Below are 24,120 nucleotides of genomic sequence, written 5' to 3' on the forward strand. Positions count from 1 at the left end.
GTCGGACTCGTAAGAGACTACGGGAGCCCATCCGGTTTGTCACATCCTTTTCGGGGATTTTTAACAAATCGGTAACGGAAGTCACACGGTGACGAAGATGTGAACGGCGAGTTCGTTCGGCAGTTCCAGGCCGGTCTCATAGCCGTCGATCTGCACGGCGACATACGATCCGGCGGAGGCGAAAGTGCCGGTCGAGCCAGGAAAAACGCCCGCCTGCTTGAGCTGGAGGAGCAGCTCGGGGTCGACCTGGGCGGGTTCGCCGAGACGGCGGATCTTGGCCGTCACCCCGGAATCCTGACCTTCAACCACATCTACAAGGTTGACGAGGCCTTCCGTGCTCGGTGTCGCGTCGACCTCGCCCAATTCGCCGAGGCCCGGGATGGGGTTGCCGTACGGCGACTCGGTGGGGTGGCCGAGCATGGTGAGGAGCTTGCGCTCCACCTGCTCGCTCATCACGTGCTCCCAGCGGCAGGCCTCTTCGTGCACGTACTCCCATTCGAGCTCGATCACGTCGCTGAGCAGACGCTCGGCGAGCCGGTGCTTGCGCATGACGTGCACGGCCTTGCGGCGCCCATCGTCGGTGAGTTCGAGGTGCCGGTCGCCCGAGACGACGACGAGACCGTCGCGCTCCATGCGGCCGACCGTCTGCGAGACCGTGGGCCCGGAGTGCCCGAGCCGTTCGGAGATTCGCGCGCGCAGCGGGATGATGTTGTCTTCTTCGAGCTCGAGAATGGTGCGAAGGTACATCTCGGTCGTGTCGATCAGATCGGTCATGAACCCCTCCACTTACTGACGCGCGGTACGACAGTAGAGCCTACTTGGTGCCGGTGACAGTCCCGCGCAGCCCCGCGAAGACGGCACCGCCGCTGTTCGACAGCCAATAGACTTCGACTATGCCGGATGTGACGATTCCCAGTGACTTGCTGCCCGCCGACGGACGTTTCGGATGCGGCCCGTCCAAGGTCCGCCCCGAACAGCTCGCCTACCTTGCGGGCGCCGGGGCCGAACTGCTCGGCACCTCCCATCGTCAGGCGCCGGTCAAGAACCTCGTCGGGCGGGTGCGCGAGGGGCTGAGCGAGCTGTTCCGCCTGCCGGACGGCTATGAGGTCGTCATCGGCAACGGCGGCTCGACCGCGTTCTGGGATGCTGCCGCCTTCTCGATCATCGAGAAGCGCAGCGAGAACCTGGTGTTCGGCGAGTTCGGCGGCAAGTTCGCCGCCGCGGCGAAGGCGCCGTGGCTGGAGGCGCCGCATGTGATCGACGCAGCGGCCGGGTCGCGCAGCGAAGCCGAGGTGCTGGAAGGCGTCGACGTCTACGCCTGGCCCCACAACGAGACCTCGACCGGCGTGATGGCTCCGGTGCGCCGTGTGCACGGCGATGACGGTGCTCTCACGGTCATCGACGCGACGAGCGCCGCCGGCGGTGTCGACATCGATGCGAGCGAGTCGGACATCTACTACTTCGCCCCGCAGAAGAACTTCGCCTCGGACGGCGGCCTGTGGCTCGCGCTGTTCTCTCCGGCCGCCATCGAGCGGGTGGAGCGGATCGCAGCGAGCGGCCGGTACATCCCCGAGTTCCTGAGCGTGAAGAACGCGATCGACAATTCGCGTCTCAACCAGACGCTGAACACGCCGGCGGTCGCCACGCTCGTGCTGCTCGAGAACCAGATCCAGTGGATGAACGGCAACGGCGGTCTCGCCTGGGCCGCGGCCCGCACGGCCGAGTCGTCGAACGCGCTCTACAGCTGGGCTGAGAGCGTCGACTACGCGACACCGTTCGTCGCGAACCCGGAGCACCGTTCGCAGGTGGTCGTGACCATCGACTTCGACGAGCGCATCGACGCGGCCGCCGTGGCGAAGACGCTCCGCGCCAACGGCGTGGTCGACACAGAGCCGTACCGCAAGCTCGGCCGCAACCAGCTGCGCATCGCGACATTCACCGCCATCGAGCCGGATGATGTGCGCAAGCTCATCGGCTGCATCGAGTTCGTCGTCGGGCAGCAGGGCTGACCGGAGGCCACGATGCGACTCTGGCTGCGCGACAGCGAGCGACGGCCCGACCCGGTTCCCGTGAAGACGGATGACCGGCGGGCCGTGCTCGTCGGGCTAGCGCTGTGGCTGGTCGCCCTCGTCGTGGTGCTCGTCTTCAACCGCGCGCTCATCGGCGCCGGCGACGGCTGGTGGTTCTGGACCGTCATCGTCGGTCTCGTGCTCGGCCTCGTCGGGCTCGTCTATCTCACCGTCAAACGGCGCTAGGCCGGCCGACACCGCGCTGGCATCGTCGAGTGCCGCCGCTTCCTCGGCCGGAAGGTCGAGGTCGAGGTCGAGGTCGGCGTCGGCGTCGGCCTCGTCGTCGTACGAGCCGTCGGCGCTGTCGATGTCGATGCCGTCGATGTCGTCGGGGTGCAGATCGTGCACATCCCGGTCGTCATCATCGTCATCGTCATCGTCGTCGTCGACGTCGTCATCGTCATCGTCGTCGAAGTCCGACTCGTCGTCGTCGAGATCGTCGTCGTCGGATTCATCGGACTCGTCGTCGCTCTCGGACTCGTCGCCCTCCGCTGCAGCCGCAGCGTGCTGCGCCTCTTGCGACGCCTGATAATCGGCGAGACGCTCCGACCACGGCACCCAATCGGGCGCGAGCAGGGAGCGGTCACCGGGCATCAGCTCGGCTTCGAGAACCGACGGGGCCGACTCGTCGTCGATCCGGGAGATCGTCACAGTCCAGTGCCAGCCCGGATACCCCGGGAGCGTGCACGCGAACAGCAGCGACAGCACATGCTCGCCCTCCACGAAGTGGCCGACGGGGTCGCCGACGGTCGCCGCCGGCGTGATCTCGAGCAGCGCCTCACGCGCCAGAGGCACCGAGGCGAGCAGCACGCTGTCGGGAACGGCCGGCGTCACCGGGGTCACCAGCGACTCCGCCTCGGCGGTTGCGGCGCTCGGGTCGGACGGTGTCTGCTCGACCGTCTCGTCGTCAGGCATCCAGGTCGTCCGCGACCCGACGCAGCACGGCGGCGATCTTGGCGCCGTGCGCCTTGTCGGGGTATTTGCCGCGCTTGAGGTTGGCCCCCATGCCGTCGAGCAGCTTGACGAGGTCTTCGATGATGATCGCCATGTCGTCGGCCGACTTGCGGCTGAGCTTCACCAGGCTCGGCGGCGCGTCGAGCACGCGCACCGAGAGCGCCTGGGCTCCGCGCTTGCCGTCGGCGATGCCGAACTCCAGGCGGGTGCCCGCCTTGACCACCGTTCCGGCGGGAAGTGCCGAGGCGTGCAGGAAGACTTCCTGGCCGTCATCGGAACTGATGAAGCCGAAACCCTTCTCGTCGTCGTAGAACTTGACCTTGCCGGTTGGCATGGGAACCTCATTTCACATGGGGATCGTATGACCAACCTCAATTATCCTTGATTTCGTGACCCAACAGACCCCACCGGCGACAAGCCGCCTCCAGCGCACGCTCTCCTACATCATCGCCGCGCTCGTCGTGGTCTCCCTTTTGTGCATCGCCGCGATCCTGATCGGCACCGCGGTCGGCGGTTTCGCGCAGCAAGGTTCGGGTCAGGGGGTGTGGCCGACGGTCTTCCTGCTCCCCCTGATCGCGCTCCCTGCCGCGTTCGTCTTGCTGATCGTGCTGCTGTTCGTCGCCGGAAGTCAGCGCAGCAAGGCGGCGAAGGCAGCCAAAGCCGCGGCGGCCATCGACACCAAAGGCAAGCGCTGACGGACGGCGACCGGACGAGGCGCTGACGAGCCCCCGATGACGAACACGCTCGCGCTGGCCGCGCGTCTGCGCGAGCTTCCCGACGACGCCCTCGCGGAGGTTCTCGCTTCGCGCGTGTTCCGCCGAACGGGCGTCACCGACTTCTTCGATCTCGCCGACGCGCTGCTCGACCGCGAATCGCTGCAGCGGGCGCTTTCCGCGCTCGACCGGCCGAGGCTGGCCGTGCTGGTGACGCTCGGCCGCGCATCCGGTTCAGGTGCGGTCGCGGTGGATCCCGCTTCTGTGGCTGCCGCCCTGGCCGACGCGCCGGCCACCGCCGGGCCCACCCCCGAGGTCGCGCGCGCGGCCCTGAGCTCGCTCGAAGATCTTCTGCTCGTGCATCCCGAGGGCACGACGTTCGCCGCCTACGAGGCCGTGCGCGAGCAGCTCGCCTCGTGGCCGGCCCTTGGGCTGCCTGCCCCGGATGCGCTGGTCGCCACCCCCGCACCGCCCGCGCTGGCCCCGGTGCCCGACACCGAGCGGCGGTTCACCGACCGCCTGGCCGGGGAGCGCGCCTTCGAAGCGGTCGCCTCCGTGTCGGAGCTGCTGGCCGAGCTCACCCGGGAGGGCGCCCGCGAGCTGCAGAAGGGCGGTCTCGCCCTTCCGGCGAGCAAACGCATCGCGGGTGCGCTCGCGGTGGATGTGGCCGTGGTTCCCACCGTGCTCTCGGTGGCGCACCGCGCCGGCCTGATCGCCCTTGATGACGGTCTCTGGCTGCCAACCGATGCGGCCGCCGCCTGGCAGCACGAGCCGACGGCGCAGCGCTGGCGCGATCTGGCGCGGTCGTGGCAAGATGCGCTGCCCGACGATCTGCGCAGCATCCTCGCCTCACGGTCGCGTGCGGTCTGGGGCGACAGTCTGCGCGACCATGTGGCGTGGCTGTACCCTGCCGGCCGTGAGGCGGCGCAGGAGCGCGTCACGGCGTACACGCGCGACGCGGAGTGGCTGGGCATCACCGCCGGTCACGCCCCCAGCACGGCCGGCACCGCCCTCGTCGAGCACGGGCCAGACGCCGCTGCCACGGTGATCGGCGCCCAGTTCCCGGCGGAGGTCGACCGGGTCTACCTGCAGCACGACCTCACCGTGGTCTCCCCCGGCCCGCTCGAACCGGCGATCGACGCCCGCCTGCGGGGGCTCGCCGATGTGGAGAGCCGCGCTCTGGCGGCCACGTTCCGGGTCTCGGCGGCGAGCCTCAACCGGGCGATCGCCGCGGGCGAGACGGCTGAGAGCATCCGGAAGTTCCTGTCCGGGATCTCGCTCACCGGTGTTCCGCAGCCGCTCGACTACCTCATCAGCGACGCTGCCGCGCGGTACGGCCGGGTGCGGGTGAGCGAGACCGGCGATGCGGAGTCGCGCACCCGCGCCGCGATCGTCTCCGACGACCTCGAGCTGTTGACGACCATTGAGGTCGACCAGACCCTCGGCCCGCTCGCGCTCACCCGGGTGGCACCGGAACGGCTGGAGAGCCGGTTCGCGCGCGACGTGGTGTTCTGGGCGCTCAGCGACGCCCGCTACCCGGTGGCGGCTGAGGATGCGGCGGGCACCGTGGTCAGCCTGCGCCGGCACCGTGTCGCCCGGGCGACCTCACCGCGGGCGGGCAGCCCGCTCACCGAGCTGATCGCCCGGCTGCGCGAGGCGGAGGTGACCGAAGACGGAACCACGCAGGAGCAGTGGCTTGCCCGCCAGCTCGACCTCGCCATCCGGGCGAAGCAGACGCTGATCGTGCAGGTGGCGATGCCCGACGGCCGGTTGGTGGAATACCTCCTGGAGCCGACCGGTGTCGGCGGTGGCCGGCTGCGCGGCCGCGACCGGGCGGCCGACATCGAACGCACCCTGCCGCTGTCGAGCGTTCAGGGTATCCGGCCCGCCGAGGAATGACTCAGAGCGCCCCGCCGGCCAGTTGCGCCACCAACGCGTCCCGGAACCGGTCGGGGTGCTCCAGATGCGCCGAGTGCCCGCAGTTCTCGAAGACGAGCTCGGTGTAGGCGCCGCCGTTCTCGGTGTACCGGTCGAGCACGGCGCGCGTCTGCGAGACCATCGGCTGCGGGGGTGCGACCTCCTCGCCGGGCCAGTCGGGGATGATCCCTGCCTGGCCGAGCTGGTTGAGGTCGAAGAAGGAGCCGTCGGCGACGATCGCGTCTTGCGCTCCGCGCACCCACAGGATGGGCGGCTTGCTCGGCAGGTCGACGATGTCTGAGGTGTTGAACACCGTCGGCGCCATCGTGTTGAGCACACCGCGACCGCCCGGGGCGAAACCGGGCCAATGCTCGCTCGCGCCCGCATCCCCGGGGTAGTTGTCGGGGCCGGTGGCCGTGGTGAGCATCGACTCGACCCAGATGTCTTCGAACTCGGAATGGAACCCGGGGGCCACATAGCTCGAGCGATACACCGCCCGAGGCGAGGTGGGCGCGTCCTCCGAACGGTCGCCGGCGGCCAGCCGCGCCACGAAGTCGGGGTTCGCTCCTCCGCCGCCCGTTCCGGAGGCGTCCGCGTTGAGCAGCCGACCGTCGGCGGCCGTTCCGCCGAAACCGAACGGCGAGACCGGGGAGACGAGAGTGAGGGTCGACACGAGCTCGGGCCGGTCGCGCAGCAGCTGCATCGCGACACCGCCGCCCATGCTCCACCCCACGAGGTGCACGGCGCCGAGGGCGAGCCCGTCGATCACCGAGATCACATCGTCGGAGAAGTCGCGCACCCCGCGCGTCGCATCGACGGGCAGTGTCTGGCTGCCGCCGAACCCGCGGAGGTCCACCGCCAGCGCTCGCACCTCGGGCGGCAAAGACAGCATGAGCGGTTGCCAGAACAGCGATGACGACACGTTGCCGTGCACGAACAAGACAGTGGCGGCCGCGGAGGCGGAGGGACGCTCCAGCACGGCGGCGGAGTAGCGCGGGGTCGTCACGGTGGTGGCGGCGATTCCGGGAAGAAGGGTGTCTGTCATCGGGTGTCCTCTGCGAAGTGGCGGGTCAGAACAGTGCGAAGCGGCGGGTCAGGAAGGTGCGAAGTGGCGGGTCAGAACGGGGAGCAACTGGGTGACGCCGGCTGGTGACATCACGATCGTGTAGTGATTGACATCCGTGGCCTTCTGCGTGCGCAGAGACGGCATCCGTTCGGCCCACGCGGCGACGGTCGCGGGTGTGTAGAGCCCCTCGGGCTGGTCGAGCAGGCCGCGCGGCGCGCGCACGAAGTCGATCGGCAGACTCAGCGCGCTCAAGGCCGCGGCATACCCGCGGAACCGTCGAGTTCGAGCACATTGGCGGCCACAGCCTCCGACGCGGCACTCGGGTGCAGCTCGGGCTCCTCGCCGGTGAGGTCGTAGTCGACGTAGTCGGCGACGGCTTCGTTCCAGTACGGGCCGAGACCGGGGTGGCGCCGCCAGAACTGCGCATAGTCGTCGCGACTGGCGAAACACATCCCGAGCCGTTCGATGGCCGGGCCGAGCGCGGCCGCGGCCGCCTCCTCCGGCGGGATGCCGGGCGGCGGGGGAAGCGGCAGGCCTCCATCGACGAGCACCAGCGAGGCGACCCGATCCGGATGCCGTTCGGCGAACCGCACACCGACGAAGCCGCCCATCGAATGCCCGGCCACGACCGCGCGGTCGACCTCGAGGCCGTCGAGCAGCCGGGCCAGATCGTCGGCGTGATCGATCAGGCCGAACGGACCGGGCAGGGTGTTGCTGCGACCGCGGCCGCGGAGATCCGGGGCGATGACACGGGTTCCGGGAAGGGCGTCGGCCACCAGCGACCAGGAGCGGTGATTCGCCGTGATGCCGTGGACGGCGAGCAGCGGCAGCCCCCGCGCATCCCGGTGCCACACGCCGCCGGCGAGCGGGCCGCCGCGCACGGGAACGGCGAACGTCGAGAACTCGGTCGGCAGACTCATCGCGCGCTCCATCCGCCGTCCATGGTGTAGCTCGCGCCGGTGACCATACCCGAGCGGTCCCCCGCCAGCCAGAGCGCGAGGCTCGCCACCTCCACCGGCTCGACGAGACGTTTGACGGCCGACTCGGTGAGCATCACCTTCGCCACGACCTCGTCGTCGGGGATGCCGTGCAGCCGCGCCTGGTCGGCGATCTGCCGCTCGACCAGCGGGGTGCGCACATAGCCGGGGTCGATGCAGTTGGAGGTGACACCGTGCTCTCCGCCCTCCAACGCGGCCACCTTGGAGAGCCCCTCCAGACCGTGCTTCGCTGCGACGTAGGCCGACTTGTACGGGGAAGCTCGCAACCCGTGCACGCTCGAGATGTTGAGGATGCGGCCGTGGCCACGCGCGTACATCCCCGGAAGCGCGGCCCGGATGAGCAGGAACGGCGCCTCCAGCATCACCCGCAGCAGCAGCGAGAACCGCTCCGGTTCGAACTCCTCGATCGGCCGGACATGCTGCAATCCGGCGCAATTGACGAGAACGTCGGTGTCGAGTTCGAGGGCATCGAGCGCCCGGACGTCAGAAAGATCAACCGCCCAGGCTTCGCCGCCCAGCCGGTCGGCCACCGACGCGGCCTCATCGCCGTTCAGATCGGCGATCGTCACCCGGGCCCCGGCTGCGGCGAACGCCTCCACGCAGGCCAGGCCGATGCCGCTCGCTCCGCCGGTGACGACGGCCCGGCGGCCGGTGAGATCGATCGGATCGTTCGCTTGCGTCATCGCGCCCTCGTCTCTGCGCGAACGGCTCCGCGCATCCTCGCTGGCACCATTCTGCGCAGCGGGCGGGGTGCGGCGCCAGAGGCAAAGCGCGAACCGGGCCACGGGACCGGGAGGGCGCCGGTGCGGGGCGTAGACTCAACGGTTATGTCCGATGGCCCCCTGATCGTCCAGAGCGACCGCACCGTGCTCCTCGAGGTCGCGCATCCGGCGGCCGAGGATGCACGGCACGACCTCGCCGTGTTCGCCGAACTCGAACGCGCCCCCGAACACATCCACACTTACCGCATCACGCGCCTCGGCCTGTGGAATGCGCGAGCCGCCGGGCACACCGCCGCCGACATGCTCGCGACGCTGGAACGCTACTCGAAGTTCCCGATCCCGCAGACCGTCTCCGTGGACATGACCGAGACCGTCGCGCGCTACGGCCGGCTGCTGATCGAACGCGACGACGAGGGAACCCTGCTGCTGCGCTCGGCCGACCTCGCCGTGCTCACCGAAGTGGCCGGCGCCAAACGCATCTCGCCGCTGCTCCTCGAACGCCGCGACGACACCGCCTTCGTCGTCGAGGCGTGGGCGCGCGGCCAGCTCAAGCAGGAGCTGGTGAAGCTGGGCTGGCCCGCGGAAGACCTGGCCGGCTACACGCCCGGCACACCGCATCCGATCGACCTCGTCGAAGACACCTGGAAGCTGCGCGACTACCAGAACAAGGCGGTGAGCAACTTCTTCGAAGGCGGCTCCGGCGTGGTGGTGCTGCCCTGCGGCGCCGGCAAGACCCTGGTCGGTGCCGGCGCGATGGCCACCGCCAAGACGACCACGCTCATCCTGGTGACCAACACGGTCTCGGCGCGACAGTGGCGCGACGAGCTGCTGAAGCGCACGACGCTCACCCGCGAAGAGATCGGCGAATACTCCGGGCAGGTCAAAGAGGTCAAACCGGTGACGATCGCCACCTACCAGATCCTCACCGCCAAACGGAAAGGCGAGTACGCGCACCTCGCCCTGCTCGACGCGATGGACTGGGGTCTTGTGGTCTACGACGAGGTGCATCTGCTCCCGGCTCCGGTGTTCAAACTCACCGCCGACCTGCAGGCGCGCCGGCGGCTCGGACTCACGGCGACGCTGGTTCGCGAAGACGGCCGCGAAGGCGATGTGTTCAGCCTCATCGGACCCAAACGCTTCGACGCCCCCTGGAAAGAGATCGAAGCCCAAGGCTTCATCTCTCCCGCATCCTGCTATGAGGTGCGCATCGACCTCCCCCAATCGGAACGGCTCTCCTACGCGGCGGCGGCCGACGACGAACGGTACCGGCTGGCGGCGACGGCGCCGGCGAAACTGGATGTGGTGCGCCGGCTCGTCGATCGCCACGCCGGCGAGCGCATCCTGGTCATCGGGCAGTACCTCGACCAGATCGACGAACTGGCCGACGCCCTCGACGCTCCCGCCCTCACCGGTGCGACCCCGGTCGACGAACGAGAACGGCTCTACCAGGAGTTCCGCGAAGGCACGACGCCGGTGCTCGTGGTGAGCAAGGTGGCGAATTTCTCGGTGGATCTGCCGGAGGCGACGGTCGCCATCCAGGTTTCGGGGTCCTATGGCTCCCGTCAGGAGGAGGCGCAACGTCTCGGTCGACTGCTGCGCCCCAAAGAGTCGGGACTCTCGGCCAACTTCTACACCCTCGTCTCGCGCGACACGGTCGACCAGGATTTCGCACAGAACCGCCAACGGTTCCTGGCCGAGCAGGGGTACAGCTACACCATCCTCGACGCGCACTCCCTCGCCGCCTGACCGCACTCCAGCAGCGGCAGCGGCAGTCGCACCAGCAGCGGCACCAGCAGCGGCAGCGGCAGCGGCACCAGCGAGAACATCTGGCACAAATCTTGACTGTGGGCCCGAATGACCGCGGCCGGGCGGGTCAGGCGCGGGTGTAGCGCAGCAGCAGGGTATCGCCGGAGAGCAGCGTGTGCGCCAGGCGAAGGCCGACGGGGACGATCGGCGAGGCGCCCGCCGAGATGCGGGAGGCGACTCCGGCTTCCAAGCGTGGGCTCACGGTGAGGCAGAGCTCGTCGAGCGTTCCAGCCGCGATCAGGTCGCCGAACAGGTGCGGCCCGCCCTCGCAGTGGATGCGGCCGAGCCCGCGCTCCCCGAGCACCCGCACCAGCGCATCCGCCTCCACTCGGTCGCGCCCGCAGATAGCGACGTCGGCGACGTCGGCCAGTGCCTCCCGCGCCTGGGGCCGTGACCGCTCCGTGGTGAGAATGATCGGACGATTGGGTGCGTCTGCGAAGATCGGGCTCGCCGGGTCGAGGTCGAGGCCGGCCGAGACGATCGCGAACACCGGATGCGGGCTCATCCCGTTCTCAGTGCGCCACCGCTCCGAGGCGGCGTCGACCCGCATCGCGCTATACCCTTCGGCGCGCACCGTTCCGGCGCCCACCACCACTACGTCGCAGAGTCGACGCAAGATCGCGAAGACGCGTTTGTCGGCGTCATCGGAGAGCCCGCCCGAGAGGCCCTGGTGGGTGGCGGCGCCGTCGACGCTCGTCACGAAGTTCACGCGCAGCCACGGGCGGCGTTCGGCCCCGGCCGTGTAGAGCTCGGCGATCTGCGCATCGCCGAGGCCGTCGACCGCCGGCAGTGGGAAAAGTCGGGTGATGCCCGGCTCAGACATTCACGTCTCCCATGTTGTGCTTGAGAAAGGCGGGTTCCCGCAGTCCGAGCAGTGCCTCTGTCATGCGGGTGGCGGCCACGGAGGCGGCGACATCGTGCATCCGGATGATGCGGGCTCCGTTCACGATCGACACCACGGCCGCCGCGATCGACCCTTCGAGCCGGTGGGAGCGGTCGGCGTTCAGGGTCTCGCCGATGAAGTCCTTGTTCGAGACGGCCGCGAGCGTCGGATAGCCGAGGTCGGCGATCTCGCTCAGCCGCCGTGTCAGTTCGAGCGTCTGCAGAGTGTTCTTGTTGAGGTCGTGCCCGGGGTCGACGACGATGCGCTCCTCGGGCACTCCGGCGGACAGGGCGCGTTCGACACGCTCCGCCAGGAAGGCGGCGATCTCTCCTGCAACGTCGTCGAAGTGCGGCCTCGGATAGAACGTGCGCGGTGTCGCCAAGCTGTGGGTGATCACCAGCGTGGCCTCGCTGTCGGCGACCACCGGCAGCAGCCCCGGGTCGCTGAGGCCGGTCGTATCGTTGATGACAGTGGCTCCGGCTTCGATGGCGCGGCGAGCGACCGCGGCGTGGAACGTGTCAACCGAGATCACCACATCCGAGCCGGCGCGCAACTCGGCGATCACCGGGACGACGCGCTCAGCCTCCTCCTCCACGGGGATCGGCTCGCCGGGCGCGAACGGCGCACCGCCGATGTCGACCCAATCCGCGCCGGCTGCGACCGCCTCGAACGAGGCGGCGACCGCGCGGTCGAGCGCGAAGGTGCGCCCCTGGTCGAAGAACGAATCTGGCGTTCGGTTGACGACAGCCATCACCGCGACTCGGCGGGAGAAGTCGAATGTGCGGGCGCCGATGGTGCGCACCGGGATGCGCAGGGGCGGCAGATACATTCCCGCCGCGTGCATTCCGGTCTCACCAGTTCCGGTCTCGCGCATTCCGGTCTCGCGCATTCCGGTCTCGCGCATTCCTCTCTCGTCAGAGGGCAGCAAGGTCGACGCTCTCGTCGCTCAATCGGTCGCGGTCCACTCGCACACCTTCCCGGATCAGGCGCTGCACGCCCTCGTTCACATCCCACACGTTCACGTTCATGCCCGCCACCACGCGGTCGTGCCGCAGCCAGAAGGCGATGAACTCACCCGCATCCCTGTCGCCGCGGTAGACGATCTCGGCGTCGGCCGCGAGCGGCGCATAGCCTGAATACTCCATGCCCAGATCGTATTGGTCGGAGTAGAAGTACGGGATCGCATCGTAGCTCGCGCGTTCGCCCAGGATAGCGGCGGCCGCCACCTCGCCGCCGACGATCGCGTTCGCCCAATGCTCGTTGCGCAGGTGGCGGCCAAGGGCGGGCAGGTAGGGGTCGGCCACGTCGCCGACGGCGTAGACGTCTTCGGCGCTCGCCCGCATCCCGTGATCGACGAGGATGCCGTCGCCGAGCGTCAGCCCGCTGCGTTCGCCGACCTCCACAGCCGGCACTGCGCCTACGCCGACCACCACGATGTCGGCCGGCAGCCGTTCCCCCGAGCCGGTGACGACCTCGCGCGGCCCGTCGTCGCCTCCACCGATCGCCACGACAGTCTCCGATACGCGGAAGGCGACCCCGTTGGCCACGTGCAACCGCTCGAACATCCCGCCGAGTTCGGCGCCGATCGCCGACGTAAGGGGAACCGCCGACCGGCTGATCACGGTGACATCGTTGCCGTAGCCGCGCGCGGCGGCGGCGGCCTCCAGACCGATCCACCCCGAGCCGACGACGACGACCCGGCGCCCACCGACCGCGAGGGCCGCCCGCAGCCATTCGCTCTCCTCCAGGGTGCGCAAGGTGAAGACGGCGCCGTGGCCTGCGCCCGGAACGTCGAGCCGGCGCGCCCGGGCGCCCGTGGCGAGCACGAGGGCGTCGAAGGTGAGTCGCCCGCCCCCGGTGAGGAACAGTTCGTGCGCGGAGGCGTCGAAGGAGCCCGCTTCGGTCTCGGGCAGCAGCTCGACGGCGTTCTGCGCGTACCAATCGTCGGGATGCACGAGTGTCGCCGAGCGGTCGGCCTCGCCTTTCAGGAGCTCCTTCGAGAGCGGCGGCCGAATGTAGGGCGCGTGGGCCTCGGCGCCGAGCAACAGGATGCGCCCGTCGAAGCCGCGCGTGCGGAGCTCGGTGGCGGTCGTGGCACCGGCGAGTCCGGCTCCGGCGATGACGACGGTGGGCTGGGTCATGGCGTCCTCCTGTGTGAGCGGTGAGCGGTGAGCCGCGCGCAGTGCGCGGCGCATCCACTGATCTCAGCATCCACTCATCTCACGGGGCCCGCCAGACCCCCACACCATCTGCACACCGACGTCTCACAGGCAGGAATCAGCTAACGCGCAGATAATGGGATCATGAACGCCGGACCTCGCATTCTCATCGTCGACGACGAGCCCAACATCCGCGACCTCCTCACCACCAGCCTGCGCTTCGCCGGGTTCGCCGTGCGCGCTGTCGGCAATGGTGCCCAGGCCATCTCCGCGGTCCTCGAAGAGGAGCCAGACCTCATCATCCTCGACGTGATGCTGCCCGACATGAACGGGTTCGGCGTCACGAAGCGCCTCCGTGGCGCGGGTTACACCGCGCCCATCCTGTTCCTCACCGCCAAAGACGACACCGAAGACAAGATCACCGGTCTCACCGTCGGCGGCGACGACTACGTCACCAAACCGTTCAGCCTCGACGAGATCGTCGCCCGCATCAAAGCCATCCTTCGCCGCACGATGCAGGCCGACGAAGACGCGGTCATCCGCGCCGGCGAGCTGACCATGGACCAAGACACCCACGAGGTGTTCGTCGGCGACACCGCCATCGAGCTCTCCCCCACCGAGTTCAAGCTGCTGCGGTACCTGATGCTGAACCCCAACCGGGTGCTGTCGAAGGCGCAGATCCTCGACCATGTGTGGGAGTACGACTTCAACGGCGACGCCGGCATCGTCGAGTCCTACATCTCCTACCTGCGCCGCAAGGTGGATACGCACTCCAGCGAGCCGCTCATCCAGACCAAGCGCGGCTTCGGGTACATGCTCAAGGCGGCCAAGGCGTAAGCCCAGGTATCGTCCGTAAACTGGCGGCCTGATGCACGCACGCCTCCTCGACCGCTGGAACGCGATCTCCCTGCGCACGAAGATCACCGGGGTGACCGTGCTGATGCTGACGCTCGGGCTGCTGGTCACCGGTATCGGCACGATGACCATGCTGAAGCCGGTGCTGCTCTACCAGCTCGACGCGCAGCTGGTGGCCGCCTCGCAGCCGAACAACCTCAACGCCAACCTGTTCTCGTCGAGCTCGGGCGACGACAAGATCGCTTCCGACGGCAGCGCCTCCAGCTTCTTCACCGCGCTCTACGACTCCGACGGCAAACTCATCCGGTCGAACTGGGGAAACATGCCGGAGGCCAGACGGCCCGACATCCCCAAGACCCTCAGCCTGATCAAGGGCAAAGAACTCAGCCAGGCGGCCTACAATCTGCCGAGCGTCGACGGCCACACTCTTTACCGCGCCCTCGCCCAGACGGTCACCCTCACCACCTCGCCGGGAGCACTGGGCACTGCGGTCGTGGCCACGTCCACTGGGCAGATCGACACCGTGATGGCGAGCTTCCTCGCGATCTTCCTCGGATTCGGCGTGATCGTGGTGATCGTCGGCGCGGGACTCACCCGCATGCTCGTGACGACGACGTTCGCCCCACTGCGCGGCGTCGAGGAGACCGCTGCGGCCATCGCCGACGGCGACTTCAGCCAGCGTCTCGGCGGCGCCACACCCAACACCGAGGTCGGCCGGCTCAACCGCTCCCTCAACACGATGCTCAATCGAATCGACCGCGCCTTCAACGACCGAGCGAAGACCATCGAGCAGATGCGCCGCTTCGTCGGCGACGCCAGCCACGAACTGCGCACACCGCTCGTCTCAGTGCGCGGCTACGCCGAGCTGTACCGGATGGGCGCCCTGCAGACCCCGGAAGACGTGGCGCAGGCCATGGACCGCATCGAGAAGGAGGCCATCCGCATGGGCGGCCTCGTCGAAGACCTCCTCGAACTGGCCCGGCTCGACGAGACGAAACCGCTCGACCTCCGGCCCGTCGACCTCGTGCCGATCGCGCGCGACGCGGCGATGGATGCGATGGCCGGCTCCCCCGGACGCGTCGTGACGGTGCTCACCCCCGACCCCATCCTCGGCCCCCTCCGCCCCAGGGTCGACCCCGGGGAGCCCGGCGTCGACACCGTGCCGTTGCTGATCCCGGACACACCGGGCAAGGTCTCCAATGCCACCGGTCCGATCGCGTTCGCCGGGGCGACCCTGGCCCGGCTTCGCCGGCGGCCCCGTCGTGTCGGCGGCCCCCTGCCAGCGATCGAGTCGACCGAGCAGGTGATCCTGCCGCCGCATCCCATCGCCGAGCCGGCGATCGTGCTCGCGGAGGAGAACAAGATCCGCCAGGTGGTCACCAACCTGATGGGCAATGCGCTGCGCTTCACGGCGAACGACAGCCCGCTCGAGATCATGGTGCAGGTGAACCATCAGACCGATCGGGCCGTGCTCGAAGTGCGCGACCACGGCGAGGGCATCCCGCCGCAGATCCGCGAGAAGATCTTCCAGCGGTTCTGGCGCGCCGACACGTCGCGCGCCCGCGAGACCGGCGGCAGCGGGCTCGGCCTCGCGATCGTCTCCTCGATCGTCGCCGCCCACAACGGCACCGTCGAGGTCGTCGAAACCGAGGGCGGCGGGGCGACCTTCCGTGTCTCGCTGCCGCTGGCGCCGACCAGCGCGCACGACACGGGCCCCACCATCGTGCCGTCCCTCACCCGCTGACGCGCATCCGCTCGGCCGCCTCGTCTCGTCTCGCCTCGTCTCGTCTCGTCGAGGTGTCACGAATCGCCGCGTGACCATCCGGTCGCACGGCGATTCGTGACACCTCGTCACGGGCGGCGACGGCAACGGAAGAGGGCGCCTCCCTTGCGGGAGACGCCCTCGTGTCGAACGGGTCGGACTTAGAAGTCCATGCCACCGGTCGGGTCGCCGGCCGGGGCCGGGTTCTTCTCCGGCTTGTCGGCGACGACGGCCTCGGTGGTGAGGAACAGGCCCGCGATCGACGCAGCATTCAGCAGCGCGGAGCGGGTGACCTTCACCGGGTCGTTGATGCCCGAGGCGAGCATGTCGACGTACTCACCGGTCGCGGCGTTGAGGCCGTGACCGACGGGGAGGTTGCGCACCTTGTCGACGACGACGCCCGGCTCGAGACCGGCATTGAGGGCGATCTGCTTGAGCGGAGCCTCGATGGCGACCTTGACGATGTTCGCACCGGTCGCCTCGTCACCGACGAGCTCGAGCTTCTCGAACGCGGTCTTGCCCGCCTGGATGAGGGCCACGCCGCCACCGGCGACGATTCCCTCTTCGACGGCGGCCTTTGCGTTGCGGACCGCGTCTTCGATGCGGTGCTTGCGCTCCTTGAGCTCGACCTCGGTGGCGGCGCCGGCCTTGATGACCGCGACACCGCCGGCGAGCTTCGCCAGACGCTCCTGCAGCTTCTCACGGTCGTAGTCGCTGTCGGTGTTGTCGATCTCGTTGCGGATCTGGGCGACGCGACCCGCGATCTGCTCGGGGTCACCGCTGCCCTCGACGATGGTGGTCTCGTCCTTGGTGATGACGACCTTGCGGGCGGTGCCCAGCAGGTCGAGAGTCACGTTCTCGAGCTTGAGGCCGACCTCTTCGGAGATGACCTGGCCACCGGTGAGGATGGCGATGTCCTGCAGCTGCGCCTTGCGGCGGTCGCCGAAGCCGGGGGCCTTGACGGCGACCGACTTGAAGATGCCGCGGATCTTGTTGACGATCAGCGTGGCCAGGGCCTCGCCGTCGACATCCTCGGCGATGATCAGGAGCTGCTTGTTGGCCTGGATCACCTTGTCGACGATCGGCAGCAGATCCTTGATGTTCGAGATCTTCTGGTTCGCGATGAGCACGTAGGGGTCTTCGAAGACCGCTTCCTGGCGCTCGGGGTCGGTCACGAAGTACTGCGACAGGTAGCCCTTGTCGAAGCGCATGCCCTCGGTGAGCTCGAGCTCGGTGCCGAAGGTGTTCGACTCCTCGACGGTGACGACGCCCTCTTTGCCGACCTTGTCGATGGCTTCGGCGATGATGGCGCCGATCTCGGTGTCACCGGCGGAGATCGAGGCGGTCGCCGCGATCTCTTCCTTGGTCTCGACCTCTTTGGAGTTCTCGATCAGCTCGGCGATGACGGCGGCCGTCGCCTTCTCGATGCCACGCTTGAGCGTGATGGGGTCGGCACCGGCTGCGACGTTGCGGAGACCCTCCTTGACGAGGGCCTGGGCCAGAACGGTGGCGGTGGTGGTTCCGTCGCCGGCGACGTCGTCGGTCTTCTTGGCGACCTCCTTGACGAGTTCGGCGCCGATCTTCTCGTACGGGTCGTCGAGCTCGATCTCCTTGGCGATGGACACGCCGTCGTTGGTGATCGTGGGGGCGCCCCACTTCTTCTCGAGGACGACGTTGCGGCCGCGCGGGCCAAGCGTCACCTTGACGGTGTCGGCCAGGATGTTCAGGCCACGCTCGAGGCCGCGGCGCGCGTCCTCATTGAAAGCAATGATCTTTGCCATGGTTGTTTCTCGTCCCTCCCGGACGTCTGCGAAAGATGCGAATCGTTAGCACTCGATCAGATGGAGTGCTAAAGCGATTCTGGCACTCGGGGCTGCCGAGTGCAAGACGAGCGCCGCCGGTTCGCTCACAACAGAAGGAGCGCCGCCCCTCGGGGAGGGGCGGCGCTCGATTCTGGTTGGTTGCTGCGTGCTACGCCGGTCGCACCGACTCGGCTTGCGGGCCTTTCTGCCCGGTGCCGACTTCGAAGACGACCGCCTGGCCCTCCTCGAGGACCTTGTAGCCGCTCATGTCGATCGCGGAGTAGTGGACGAAGACGTCCTGTCCCCCTTCATCGACGGTGATGAAGCCGTAGCCCTTCTCAGCGTTGAACCACTTCACGGTTCCGTTCGCCATGCATTACTCCCATTGCTGTGTTTCCTCGCTCCGGCCCATCACCAGCGCGTTGAAACCAGATACTAATGCTTTCAATCCAAGTAATCACTAGTGATTTTCGCAATGGGACGCTGAACGACCCGAAAACAACGCAAGTTAAACAAGTACGAAACAAAACGGCCGACCCGCCGCGGTTTCCTGACGCCGGTCAGCCTGTGAAGTCGCTGCCGACCACGACCGTGAGATCGGCTCCGGTCGCCGCGTAATCCTGCGTCAACGCCACGGTCGCGCCCGGCAGCGACTGGGCGACGCCCAATGCCGCCGCCTGGTTCTTCGCATCCGAGTAGTAGACGATCGTCTGAGTGAGGTTGGTCGCGTCGGCGTTGGCACGGGCGCCCACCTTCCAGCCGGCGGCAGTGAGGATGTCACCCACCTTGCCCGCGAGGTTCGCAGTGCTTGTGCCGTTCAGCACGTTCACGGTGAGCGCCGGGTTGACGGTCGGAACGATCGTCGGCGTCGGGGTGGACGACACGCTCGGCGACACTGAGGCGCCGCCGATTCCGCCCTTGAACGAGATGCTCCCGTTCACCAGGGAGAGCGTGAAGACACCGAGACCGATCAGGACGACGGTCGCCAGGGCGGCCCAGCCGAACCCGATCCATCCGCGACCCTTCGCGCGGGGAGCGCGGTGCGCGCCGACGCGGCGGAGGTCGTCGGGAATCGAGTCGAACCGGTCCTTGGGGTACTTCTCTGCCATCGTGTGCGTGGTCCTCAGTCGTCGGACGCGAGGGTCCGGGTGCTCCGGGCGGCCATCCGCGCTTCGCGCAGACGCTGCAACCGCTTGACGAGCATGGGGTCGTGCTGCAGGGCGGCAGGGGAATCGATCAAGGCGCCGAGCAGCTGATAGTACCGCGCCGCCGACAGGCCGAACTCCTCACGGATCGCCTGCTCCTTGGCACCGGCGTGCCGCCACCACTGCCGTTCGAAAGCGAGGATCGCGGCGTCGCGCTCGGCCAGCACCGAACCGGTCGCGGAGGGGCGCGCCTGGTCGTCTGCCGCCGTAGCCATCCCGCCACCTCTCCTGCCGTCGCCGTGCGGGCGCGCCCGCTGTTCGCGGTTCATCCTATTTGCGCGATTCTGTGTGTTCCCCCAAGTGCTCGGCACGTCGTGCGGAAACCGGGAACAGTCCGGGGGCCGCATCCGTTTAGTCTGGAGTCTGACGAAAGGACCCGCCATGGACGAGACCGTCACCAAGAGCAATGAAGAGTGGCGCGAGGAGCTCAGCCCCGAGCAATACGCGGTCCTGCGCGAAGCCGCGACCGAACGCCCCTGGACGGGTGAGCTGCTCGACGAGAGCCGCGCCGGCCTCTACACCTGTGCGGCGTGCGGCGCCGAACTGTTCAAGTCGGGAACGAAGTTCGACTCCGGATGCGGCTGGCCGAGCTTCTACGAGTCGGTGCGCCCCGAGGCGGTCACGCTGCTCGAAGACGACAGCCTCGGCGTCATCCGCACCGAGGTGCGCTGCGCCGCCTGCGATTCGCACCTCGGCCACGTCTTCGACGACGGCTTCGGAACGCCGACCGGCGACCGGTACTGCATGAACTCGATCGCGCTCAACTTCACCGCCGGCGAGTGACCGTGAGCGCTCTGGCGGACGCGGTCGCCGCGCGCCGTTCGTACTCCCGCGTCACCGAGGCTGCGCCCAGCCACGACGAATTGCTTCCGCTGATCGCCGCGGCCGGCCGGGTTGCCGACCACAGCTCGCTGCACCCCTGGCGGGTGATCGAGTTGCGCGGATCGGCGCGGCGGCGTCTCGGTGCGGCCTTCGTGAAGGATGCTCGCGCCAGCGGCTCCGAGGCGGAAAAGCTGGCGGCCAAGCCGCTGCGCTCCTCTCTTCTGCTGGCGATCGTCGCAGTGCGAACCGCGAGCGACAAGGTTCCCGGTTGGGAGCAGGACACGGTGGCGTCCGGCGTCGCGCATCTGCTGAGCCTGCTGCTGCACGACGCCGGCTGGGGCGTGATCTGGCGCACCGGTCACCAGACCCGCTCGAAGGCGGTGCACACGATGCACGGCCTGAAGAAGAACGAGCGGCTGCTGGGCTGGCTCTACGTCGGCGGCATCCCCGACGGGTCCAAAGAGGGCCACCGCAAGGCGATCGACCCGGAACGGTACCTGACCGCGCTGGACTGACCAGCGGTCAGCGCCGCACACGGGGCGGGATGCGCAGGCTCGCCACACAGACGGCGACCAGCGCGAGCACGGTGCCCGCGACGGTCGTCCAGGCGATGGTGTGCGCGCCCGAGATGAACACATCGAGCAGGAGTGCGGTCACGAGCTGACCGGCGACCGTCGCCAGACCGAGCACCAGCACACCGGTCACGCGGACGAGCAGGGCGGCCCCGGCGATGAAGACGCAACCGATGGCACCGCCCACATAGAGCCACGGCTCCGCCGGAAGCGGCCGCGGCAGCCCGGCGACGGCCGTGTGCGCAAGGAACAGCACCAGCAGAACAGTCGTTCCCACGAGGAAGTTGATGAATGTCGCTGTCAGCGCGCTCTCGGCCACGACCCGGACCTGCCCGTTGACCGCCTGCTGCCACCCCATGCCGAGGCCGGCGAGCAGCGGGAGCAGCAGCATCCAGAACGGAACGCCGCCCGACAGCTGCGCGGACACCGCCCAGACCACCGCGATGAGCGCGAGCGAGGCGCCGAGCACCCGCGCGCCGGTCAGGGGACGCTTGCCTCCCGGCCCGACCCCGATGAGGTCGAGCACGAGGCCGCTCACGGTCTGCCCGGCGACGATCGCCACGGTGAACAGGGCGACCCCGAGCGCAGCGGCGGTGAGCCCTTGCGACAGCACGAGGAAGGCGCCGGCGGCGCCGCCGCAGACGAACCACCAGCGCAGCTCCCCGGAGCGCAGAGCACCCCGCACCCGCACGAGTCCGCGGCGCCCGGCCGGCGCCACCGCCAGCGCGACAGTGAGGATGACGAGCCCGGAACCGAACGAGATGAGGGCCGCGGCGAAACCGTCGTCGAGGCGATGGCCGAGCTCTCCGTTGATGCGCGACTGCGCAGCGACACCGGCGCCACAGATCATGGCGAGCACGATCGCCAACCACACGGGCACATGCAGCTGGGATCGTCGGTTCACTGAATCAGCCTAGGGCGTGGCGTGCACATCGCCTCTTCATGGGCGTCGTTCAGGGCGCCGGGGCTTCGCCGTCGGTCGGGGTCGGCTGGGGCAGCCACGGGATGTTCTCTTCGGGCGCCACCAGCTTCTCTTCGCTCAGGTCATAGTCGTCGTCGTGCTTCTTGTCGTTCATGTTCGTCACAGTACGCTCACGCCGGCCGAACGTCGCCGGCCGCCTTCGGCACGGGAAGCGCGCGACGATAGTGTCGGCAACGGTGGCGCGAGAGGCGCGACGCCGGAGGGAGCGCGTGTCCACGATCGCCGTCAATCTGGAGTGGCTGTTCACCGAGGCCGGAGAGGGGACGGCCGCGCGCATCCGTGCCGCCGCCGCCCACGGTGTCGGCGGCGTCGCGACCGCGGCGTCATTGGCGCAGGTGGAGCGGCTGGCCGCCGAGGCCCCGGTCGGTCGGTAGGCGCAGAGGGTTCCCCGAACCGGCGATGGCACCCTTTCGTTACGTCAGGTTGCGCAACGGATGCGTCGCGACCAGCCCGTCGCGCATCCTGGAGGGATGACCCGACAGATCCGCTTCAACGCCTTCGACATGAACTGTGTCGCCCACCAGTCCTCCGGGATGTGGCGGCACCCCGACGATCAGGCGTGGCGGTACAAGGACCTCACCTACTGGACCGAGCTGGCCAAGCTGCTGGAACGCGGAGCGTTCGACGGCATCTTCATCGCCGATGTGCTCGGCACCTACGACGTGTACGGCGGGTCGAACGAGGCCGCCATCCGTCATGGTGCGCAGGTTCCGGTGAACGACCCGGTGCTGCTCATCTCGGCGATGGCCCTCGTGACCGAGCACCTCGGCTTCGGGGTCACCGCGGGCACCGCTTACGAGCATCCCTACCCCTTCGCGCGGCGCATGTCGACGCTCGACCACCTGACGAACGGCCGCGTCGGCTGGAACGTCGTCACCGGCTATCTGCCGTCGGCGGCCCGCAATATGGGCCACGAGGATCAGCTCGAGCACGACGACCGCTACGACCAGGCCGACGAATACCTCGAGGTGCTCTACAAGCTGTGGGAGGGCTCGTGGGAAGACGACGCCGTCATCCGCGACCGTGAATCGGGCGTGTTCACCGACCCGGCCAAGGTGCACGAGATCGGCCACCGGGGCAAGCACTACACGGTGCCCGGCATCCACCTCTCCGAGCCGAGCACGCAGCGCACACCCGTGATCTACCAGGCGGGCGCCTCCAGCCGCGGCATCGCGTTCGCGGCGGAGAACGCCGAGGCGATCTTCGTCGCCGCATCCACCAAAGACGGGCTCACGGCCACGGTCGCGAAGATCCGCGACGGTCTCGAGGCGGCCGGCCGCGACCGGTACGCCGCTCGCATCTACACACTTCTCACCATCATCACCGATGAGACCAGCGAGAAAGCCCAGGCCAAGTACGAGAACTATCTGCAGTACGCCAGCCCCGAGGGCGCTCTCGTGTTCATGTCGGGCTGGATGGGCGTCGACCTCTCGCAGTACGACCTCGACGAACCGATCGGCAATGTGAAGAGCAACGCGATCCAGTCGGTGGTCGCCAACTACCAGCGCGCCAATGAGGATGGCAGCGAATGGACCGTGCGCGACATCGGCCGGCTCGGCGCCATCGGCGGGCTCGGCCCGTTCATCATCGGCTCGGGTGCTGAAATCGCCGACCAGTTGCAGGAGTGGGTCGAGGAGACCGACGTCGACGGCTTCAACCTCGCCTACGCCATCACCCCCGGCACATTCGAGGACGTGGTCGAGTTCGTCATCCCCGAGCTGCGCAAGCGCGGTGCATACCCAGACGAGTATGTCCCGGGCAGCCTGCGTCACAAGCTGCACGGCGCGGGCGACCGGCTGCCGCAGAACCACCGGGGCGCCCGCTACCGGGTGGGCGCCGCTCAGAGCACCGCGGACTGAGCGCGGAGCAAGCCGGGCCGCCGCCGCTGAACCAGGTAGGCGGTGTAGAGCACTGCGATGCTCATGCCCACGAGCAGGTTCTGTTCTATGCCGGGCAGCACACCGAGCGGTAGTGCATCCGTCAGCCCGTGCCAGCAGGCGGTGAGGATGGCCCCGCTCGCCAGCCCGAGCACGTCGAGGCGCAACACCACTACGAGCACGGCGCCGGCGGCGAGCGGTAAGAGAAGGAACAGCGCAGACAGCCACAGCGGGAGCGTGCGCGGCAGCTGGTCGACACCGATGAACGCGCTCGTCGCGACGAGCGCCACCAGGATCGACCACCAGTAGTGTCCGCGCCCCAGCGGGCTTCGACGCGGGAGCCGGAGCGCGACGACCACGGCGACCGCCGCTGCGGCGATCACGGCGGCCGCGACCGCGAGCGCCCACTGCCGGGGCGCGGCGGCGAACCCGGGCTCGCTCACCGAGACGACCAGGAGGGCCGCACCGCCCAGGAGGGCCGCGGCGCCCGCGATCACGGTCCCCGGCATCGCGAGCCAGGGTGCCTGCCGCTGCGGCGCGACCGGGATGCGGCCGGCAACCGGGCCGGGGAACAGCGCTTCGACGACGGCGATGGGCGCGCTCACGCCCCAGATCACATGCCGACCGAGGGCTCCGATCGTCCCGATGGCCCCGAGCTCGCCGATTCCGCTGCCGAGCATCCCCTGCTCGATCACGCCGAACGCGACGGCCAGCAGCAGGATCGTCGGCCATCCGCGGCCGGTGCGGCGGGCGACATCGCGGATAAGCACGGCGGCAGCGCCCGAGAAGGCGCCGTACAGCACAAGCGCTGCCAACTGCTCCCCGATCGGCGCGGCTCCGGCGAGCCGGTGGTCGCCGAGCAGGAATTCTGCCGTCACGGCCGAGAGCAGAGCAAGGGTGAGGGCGCGTCCGAACGGTCTCATACATTCCATGCTGTCGGGCGGTTCCCGCCGGCC

At 68.8% G+C, this 24,120-nt stretch carries 27 protein-coding genes and 1 pseudogene; 11 read left to right on the forward strand and 17 right to left on the reverse strand.

From position 1 onward, the window contains the following. Window positions 1-81 precede the first annotated feature (81 nt). Window positions 82-774: a metal-dependent transcriptional regulator gene (locus K5L49_RS06920; RefSeq protein WP_223691439.1), complete on the reverse strand. Its 693-nt coding sequence runs from the start codon at window positions 772-774 to the stop codon at window positions 82-84. A 119-nt stretch (window positions 775-893) separates the two neighbouring features. Between K5L49_RS06920 and serC the strand changes: the two genes are divergently transcribed. Both serC and K5L49_RS06930 read left to right on the forward strand, forming a co-directional pair. Continuing rightward, the gene (gene serC, locus K5L49_RS06925; protein ID WP_223691441.1) at window positions 894-2,009 is read left to right on the forward strand and encodes a phosphoserine transaminase; all 1,116 of its coding nucleotides are present in this window, start codon (window positions 894-896) and stop codon (window positions 2,007-2,009) included. A gap of 12 nt (window positions 2,010-2,021) precedes the next feature. Next, the gene (locus K5L49_RS06930; RefSeq protein ID WP_263298830.1) at window positions 2,022-2,255 is read left to right on the forward strand and encodes a DUF2530 domain-containing protein; all 234 of its coding nucleotides are present in this window, start codon (window positions 2,022-2,024) and stop codon (window positions 2,253-2,255) included. A gap of 339 nt (window positions 2,256-2,594) precedes the next feature. On the opposite strand, the pseudogene K5L49_RS20015 reads toward K5L49_RS06930, so the two are convergent. After that, a pseudogene (locus K5L49_RS20015) lies at window positions 2,595-2,984 on the reverse strand (DUF3027 domain-containing protein); the annotation flags it as partial. Beyond that, complete coding sequence (locus tag K5L49_RS06940) at window positions 2,977-3,357, reverse strand: cold-shock protein (RefSeq protein ID WP_223691445.1); 381 nt, start codon at window positions 3,355-3,357, stop codon at window positions 2,977-2,979. The pseudogene K5L49_RS20015 and the gene K5L49_RS06940, both read right to left, overlap by 8 nt. A gap of 55 nt (window positions 3,358-3,412) precedes the next feature. On the opposite strand from K5L49_RS06940, the gene K5L49_RS06945 reads away from it, so the two are divergent. Together K5L49_RS06945 and K5L49_RS06950 are read left to right on the forward strand one after the other, a co-directional pair. Further along, the gene (locus tag K5L49_RS06945; protein WP_223691447.1) at window positions 3,413-3,718 is read left to right on the forward strand and encodes a hypothetical protein; all 306 of its coding nucleotides are present in this window, start codon (window positions 3,413-3,415) and stop codon (window positions 3,716-3,718) included. 36 nt (window positions 3,719-3,754) lie between these two features. Next, window positions 3,755-5,635, forward strand: a complete 1,881-nt coding sequence (locus tag K5L49_RS06950; protein ID WP_223691448.1) for a helicase-associated domain-containing protein — start codon at window positions 3,755-3,757, stop codon at window positions 5,633-5,635. Between the two features lies 1 nt (window position 5,636). Here K5L49_RS06950 and K5L49_RS06955 read toward each other — a convergent pair whose 3' ends face one another. From K5L49_RS06955 to K5L49_RS06970, 4 genes are read right to left on the reverse strand one after another with little or no spacing between them, the layout of a single operon-like run. Next, window positions 5,637-6,698 carry an alpha/beta hydrolase gene (locus K5L49_RS06955; RefSeq protein WP_223691450.1) on the reverse strand — a complete coding sequence of 354 codons (1,062 nt, stop codon included), beginning with the start codon at window positions 6,696-6,698 and terminating at the stop codon, window positions 5,637-5,639. Window positions 6,699-6,746: 48 nt separating this feature from the next. Continuing rightward, on the reverse strand, window positions 6,747-6,971 hold the full coding sequence (locus tag K5L49_RS06960) for a hypothetical protein (protein ID WP_223691452.1): 225 nt from the start codon (window positions 6,969-6,971) through the stop codon (window positions 6,747-6,749). Then, entirely contained in the window at window positions 6,968-7,639 is a 672-nt protein-coding gene (locus tag K5L49_RS06965; RefSeq protein ID WP_223691453.1) for an alpha/beta fold hydrolase, read from the reverse strand. Before K5L49_RS06965 ends, K5L49_RS06960 begins: the two co-directional genes overlap by 4 nt. Beyond that, on the reverse strand, window positions 7,636-8,400 hold the full coding sequence (locus K5L49_RS06970) for a 3-hydroxybutyrate dehydrogenase (protein ID WP_223691455.1): 765 nt from the start codon (window positions 8,398-8,400) through the stop codon (window positions 7,636-7,638). The genes K5L49_RS06965 and K5L49_RS06970 overlap by 4 nt, the downstream gene beginning before the upstream one ends. A 144-nt stretch (window positions 8,401-8,544) precedes the next feature. On the opposite strand from K5L49_RS06970, the gene K5L49_RS06975 reads away from it, so the two are divergent. Further along, entirely contained in the window at window positions 8,545-10,185 is a 1,641-nt protein-coding gene (locus K5L49_RS06975; protein WP_223691457.1) for a DNA repair helicase XPB, read from the forward strand. A 127-nt stretch (window positions 10,186-10,312) separates the two neighbouring features. Here the strand turns inward: K5L49_RS06975 and K5L49_RS06980 are convergent, their stop codons facing one another. From K5L49_RS06980 to K5L49_RS06990, 3 genes are all read right to left on the reverse strand, one after another. Beyond that, complete coding sequence (locus tag K5L49_RS06980; RefSeq protein ID WP_223691458.1) at window positions 10,313-11,068, reverse strand: pyrimidine reductase family protein; 756 nt, start codon at window positions 11,066-11,068, stop codon at window positions 10,313-10,315. After that, a complete protein-coding gene (folP, locus tag K5L49_RS06985) occupies window positions 11,061-11,957 on the reverse strand; it encodes a dihydropteroate synthase (protein WP_223695259.1) in 897 nt (298 codons plus the stop codon). The genes K5L49_RS06980 and folP overlap by 8 nt, the downstream gene beginning before the upstream one ends. Window positions 11,958-12,042: 85 nt before the next feature. After that, window positions 12,043-13,269: an NAD(P)/FAD-dependent oxidoreductase gene (locus K5L49_RS06990; RefSeq protein WP_223691460.1), complete on the reverse strand. Its 1,227-nt coding sequence runs from the start codon at window positions 13,267-13,269 to the stop codon at window positions 12,043-12,045. A gap of 162 nt (window positions 13,270-13,431) precedes the next feature. On the opposite strand from K5L49_RS06990, the gene K5L49_RS06995 reads away from it, so the two are divergent. Together K5L49_RS06995 and K5L49_RS07000 are read left to right on the forward strand one after the other, a co-directional pair. Beyond that, a complete protein-coding gene (locus K5L49_RS06995) occupies window positions 13,432-14,124 on the forward strand; it encodes a response regulator transcription factor (RefSeq protein ID WP_223691462.1) in 693 nt (230 codons plus the stop codon). Between the two features lie 31 nt (window positions 14,125-14,155). Then, window positions 14,156-15,886 carry a sensor histidine kinase gene (locus K5L49_RS07000; protein WP_223691464.1) on the forward strand — a complete coding sequence of 577 codons (1,731 nt, stop codon included), beginning with the start codon at window positions 14,156-14,158 and terminating at the stop codon, window positions 15,884-15,886. 179 nt (window positions 15,887-16,065) lie between these two features. Here K5L49_RS07000 and groL read toward each other — a convergent pair whose 3' ends face one another. From groL to K5L49_RS07020, 4 genes are all read right to left on the reverse strand, one after another. After that, a complete protein-coding gene (gene groL, locus K5L49_RS07005) occupies window positions 16,066-17,685 on the reverse strand; it encodes a chaperonin GroEL (RefSeq protein ID WP_223691466.1) in 1,620 nt (539 codons plus the stop codon). Between the two features lie 190 nt (window positions 17,686-17,875). Beyond that, window positions 17,876-18,079 (reverse strand): cold-shock protein, encoded by a 204-nt coding sequence (locus tag K5L49_RS07010; RefSeq protein ID WP_223691468.1) that lies wholly within the window; start codon window positions 18,077-18,079, stop codon window positions 17,876-17,878. A gap of 187 nt (window positions 18,080-18,266) precedes the next feature. Continuing rightward, window positions 18,267-18,815 (reverse strand): LytR C-terminal domain-containing protein, encoded by a 549-nt coding sequence (locus K5L49_RS07015; RefSeq protein WP_223691470.1) that lies wholly within the window; start codon window positions 18,813-18,815, stop codon window positions 18,267-18,269. Between the two features lie 14 nt (window positions 18,816-18,829). Further along, entirely contained in the window at window positions 18,830-19,126 is a 297-nt protein-coding gene (locus K5L49_RS07020; protein ID WP_223691472.1) for a DUF3263 domain-containing protein, read from the reverse strand. A gap of 166 nt (window positions 19,127-19,292) precedes the next feature. Here K5L49_RS07020 and msrB point away from each other — a divergent pair, with 166 nt between their 5' ends. Both msrB and K5L49_RS07030 read left to right on the forward strand, forming a co-directional pair. Then, the gene (gene msrB / locus K5L49_RS07025; protein WP_223691473.1) at window positions 19,293-19,694 is read left to right on the forward strand and encodes a peptide-methionine (R)-S-oxide reductase MsrB; all 402 of its coding nucleotides are present in this window, start codon (window positions 19,293-19,295) and stop codon (window positions 19,692-19,694) included. 2 nt (window positions 19,695-19,696) lie between these two features. Next, complete coding sequence (locus K5L49_RS07030; protein ID WP_223691474.1) at window positions 19,697-20,248, forward strand: nitroreductase family protein; 552 nt, start codon at window positions 19,697-19,699, stop codon at window positions 20,246-20,248. Between the two features lie 7 nt (window positions 20,249-20,255). Here the strand turns inward: K5L49_RS07030 and K5L49_RS07035 are convergent, their stop codons facing one another. Both K5L49_RS07035 and K5L49_RS20020 read right to left on the reverse strand, forming a co-directional pair. Then, on the reverse strand, window positions 20,256-21,209 hold the full coding sequence (locus K5L49_RS07035) for a DMT family transporter (protein ID WP_223691475.1): 954 nt from the start codon (window positions 21,207-21,209) through the stop codon (window positions 20,256-20,258). A gap of 49 nt (window positions 21,210-21,258) precedes the next feature. Beyond that, window positions 21,259-21,381: a hypothetical protein gene (locus K5L49_RS20020; RefSeq protein WP_263298831.1), complete on the reverse strand. Its 123-nt coding sequence runs from the start codon at window positions 21,379-21,381 to the stop codon at window positions 21,259-21,261. 115 nt (window positions 21,382-21,496) lie between these two features. Between K5L49_RS20020 and K5L49_RS07040 the strand changes: the two genes are divergently transcribed. Both K5L49_RS07040 and K5L49_RS07045 read left to right on the forward strand, forming a co-directional pair. Then, window positions 21,497-21,661 carry a hypothetical protein gene (locus K5L49_RS07040; RefSeq protein ID WP_223691476.1) on the forward strand — a complete coding sequence of 55 codons (165 nt, stop codon included), beginning with the start codon at window positions 21,497-21,499 and terminating at the stop codon, window positions 21,659-21,661. Window positions 21,662-21,757: 96 nt separating this feature from the next. Continuing rightward, a complete protein-coding gene (locus tag K5L49_RS07045; RefSeq protein ID WP_223691477.1) occupies window positions 21,758-23,146 on the forward strand; it encodes an LLM class flavin-dependent oxidoreductase in 1,389 nt (462 codons plus the stop codon). Here the strand turns inward: K5L49_RS07045 and K5L49_RS07050 are convergent. Next, window positions 23,128-24,087, reverse strand: coding sequence for a hypothetical protein (locus K5L49_RS07050; protein WP_223691478.1), 960 nt, complete (start codon window positions 24,085-24,087; stop codon window positions 23,128-23,130). The two genes, K5L49_RS07045 and K5L49_RS07050, sit on opposite strands and share 19 nt — an antisense overlap. Window positions 24,088-24,120 lie beyond the last annotated feature (33 nt).

It is taken from the genome of Leifsonia poae, assembly GCF_020009625.1.
In the GTDB taxonomy this organism is placed as follows: Bacteria; Actinomycetota; Actinomycetes; order Actinomycetales; family Microbacteriaceae; genus Leifsonia; species Leifsonia poae_A.

What these genes read in the sequence shown, in the direction of transcription:
- K5L49_RS06920 (WP_223691439.1), bottom strand. Translation starts at nt 774, where the DNA reads ATGACCGATCTGATCGACACGACCGAGATGTACCTTCGCACCATTCTC.
- serC (WP_223691441.1), top strand. Translation starts at nt 894, where the DNA reads ATGCCGGATGTGACGATTCCCAGTGACTTGCTGCCCGCCGACGGACGT.
- K5L49_RS06930 (WP_263298830.1), top strand. Translation starts at nt 2,022, where the DNA reads ATGCGACTCTGGCTGCGCGACAGCGAGCGACGGCCCGACCCGGTTCCC.
- K5L49_RS06940 (WP_223691445.1), bottom strand. Translation starts at nt 3,357, where the DNA reads ATGCCAACCGGCAAGGTCAAGTTCTACGACGACGAGAAGGGTTTCGGC.
- K5L49_RS06950 (WP_223691448.1), top strand. Translation starts at nt 3,755, where the DNA reads ATGACGAACACGCTCGCGCTGGCCGCGCGTCTGCGCGAGCTTCCCGAC.
- K5L49_RS06955 (WP_223691450.1), bottom strand. Translation starts at nt 6,698, where the DNA reads ATGACAGACACCCTTCTTCCCGGAATCGCCGCCACCACCGTGACGACC.
- K5L49_RS06965 (WP_223691453.1), bottom strand. Translation starts at nt 7,639, where the DNA reads ATGAGTCTGCCGACCGAGTTCTCGACGTTCGCCGTTCCCGTGCGCGGC.
- K5L49_RS06970 (WP_223691455.1), bottom strand. Translation starts at nt 8,400, where the DNA reads ATGACGCAAGCGAACGATCCGATCGATCTCACCGGCCGCCGGGCCGTC.
- K5L49_RS06975 (WP_223691457.1), top strand. Translation starts at nt 8,545, where the DNA reads ATGTCCGATGGCCCCCTGATCGTCCAGAGCGACCGCACCGTGCTCCTC.
- K5L49_RS06980 (WP_223691458.1), bottom strand. Translation starts at nt 11,068, where the DNA reads ATGTCTGAGCCGGGCATCACCCGACTTTTCCCACTGCCGGCGGTCGAC.
- folP (WP_223695259.1), bottom strand. Translation starts at nt 11,957, where the DNA reads ATGTATCTGCCGCCCCTGCGCATCCCGGTGCGCACCATCGGCGCCCGC.
- K5L49_RS06990 (WP_223691460.1), bottom strand. Translation starts at nt 13,269, where the DNA reads ATGACCCAGCCCACCGTCGTCATCGCCGGAGCCGGACTCGCCGGTGCC.
- K5L49_RS06995 (WP_223691462.1), top strand. Translation starts at nt 13,432, where the DNA reads ATGAACGCCGGACCTCGCATTCTCATCGTCGACGACGAGCCCAACATC.
- K5L49_RS07000 (WP_223691464.1), top strand. Translation starts at nt 14,156, where the DNA reads ATGCACGCACGCCTCCTCGACCGCTGGAACGCGATCTCCCTGCGCACG.
- groL (WP_223691466.1), bottom strand. Translation starts at nt 17,685, where the DNA reads ATGGCAAAGATCATTGCTTTCAATGAGGACGCGCGCCGCGGCCTCGAG.
- K5L49_RS07010 (WP_223691468.1), bottom strand. Translation starts at nt 18,079, where the DNA reads ATGGCGAACGGAACCGTGAAGTGGTTCAACGCTGAGAAGGGCTACGGC.
- K5L49_RS07015 (WP_223691470.1), bottom strand. Translation starts at nt 18,815, where the DNA reads ATGGCAGAGAAGTACCCCAAGGACCGGTTCGACTCGATTCCCGACGAC.
- K5L49_RS07020 (WP_223691472.1), bottom strand. Translation starts at nt 19,126, where the DNA reads ATGGCTACGGCGGCAGACGACCAGGCGCGCCCCTCCGCGACCGGTTCG.
- msrB (WP_223691473.1), top strand. Translation starts at nt 19,293, where the DNA reads ATGGACGAGACCGTCACCAAGAGCAATGAAGAGTGGCGCGAGGAGCTC.
- K5L49_RS20020 (WP_263298831.1), bottom strand. Translation starts at nt 21,381, where the DNA reads ATGAACGACAAGAAGCACGACGACGACTATGACCTGAGCGAAGAGAAG.
- K5L49_RS07045 (WP_223691477.1), top strand. Translation starts at nt 21,758, where the DNA reads ATGACCCGACAGATCCGCTTCAACGCCTTCGACATGAACTGTGTCGCC.
- K5L49_RS07050 (WP_223691478.1), bottom strand. Translation starts at nt 24,087, where the DNA reads ATGAGACCGTTCGGACGCGCCCTCACCCTTGCTCTGCTCTCGGCCGTG.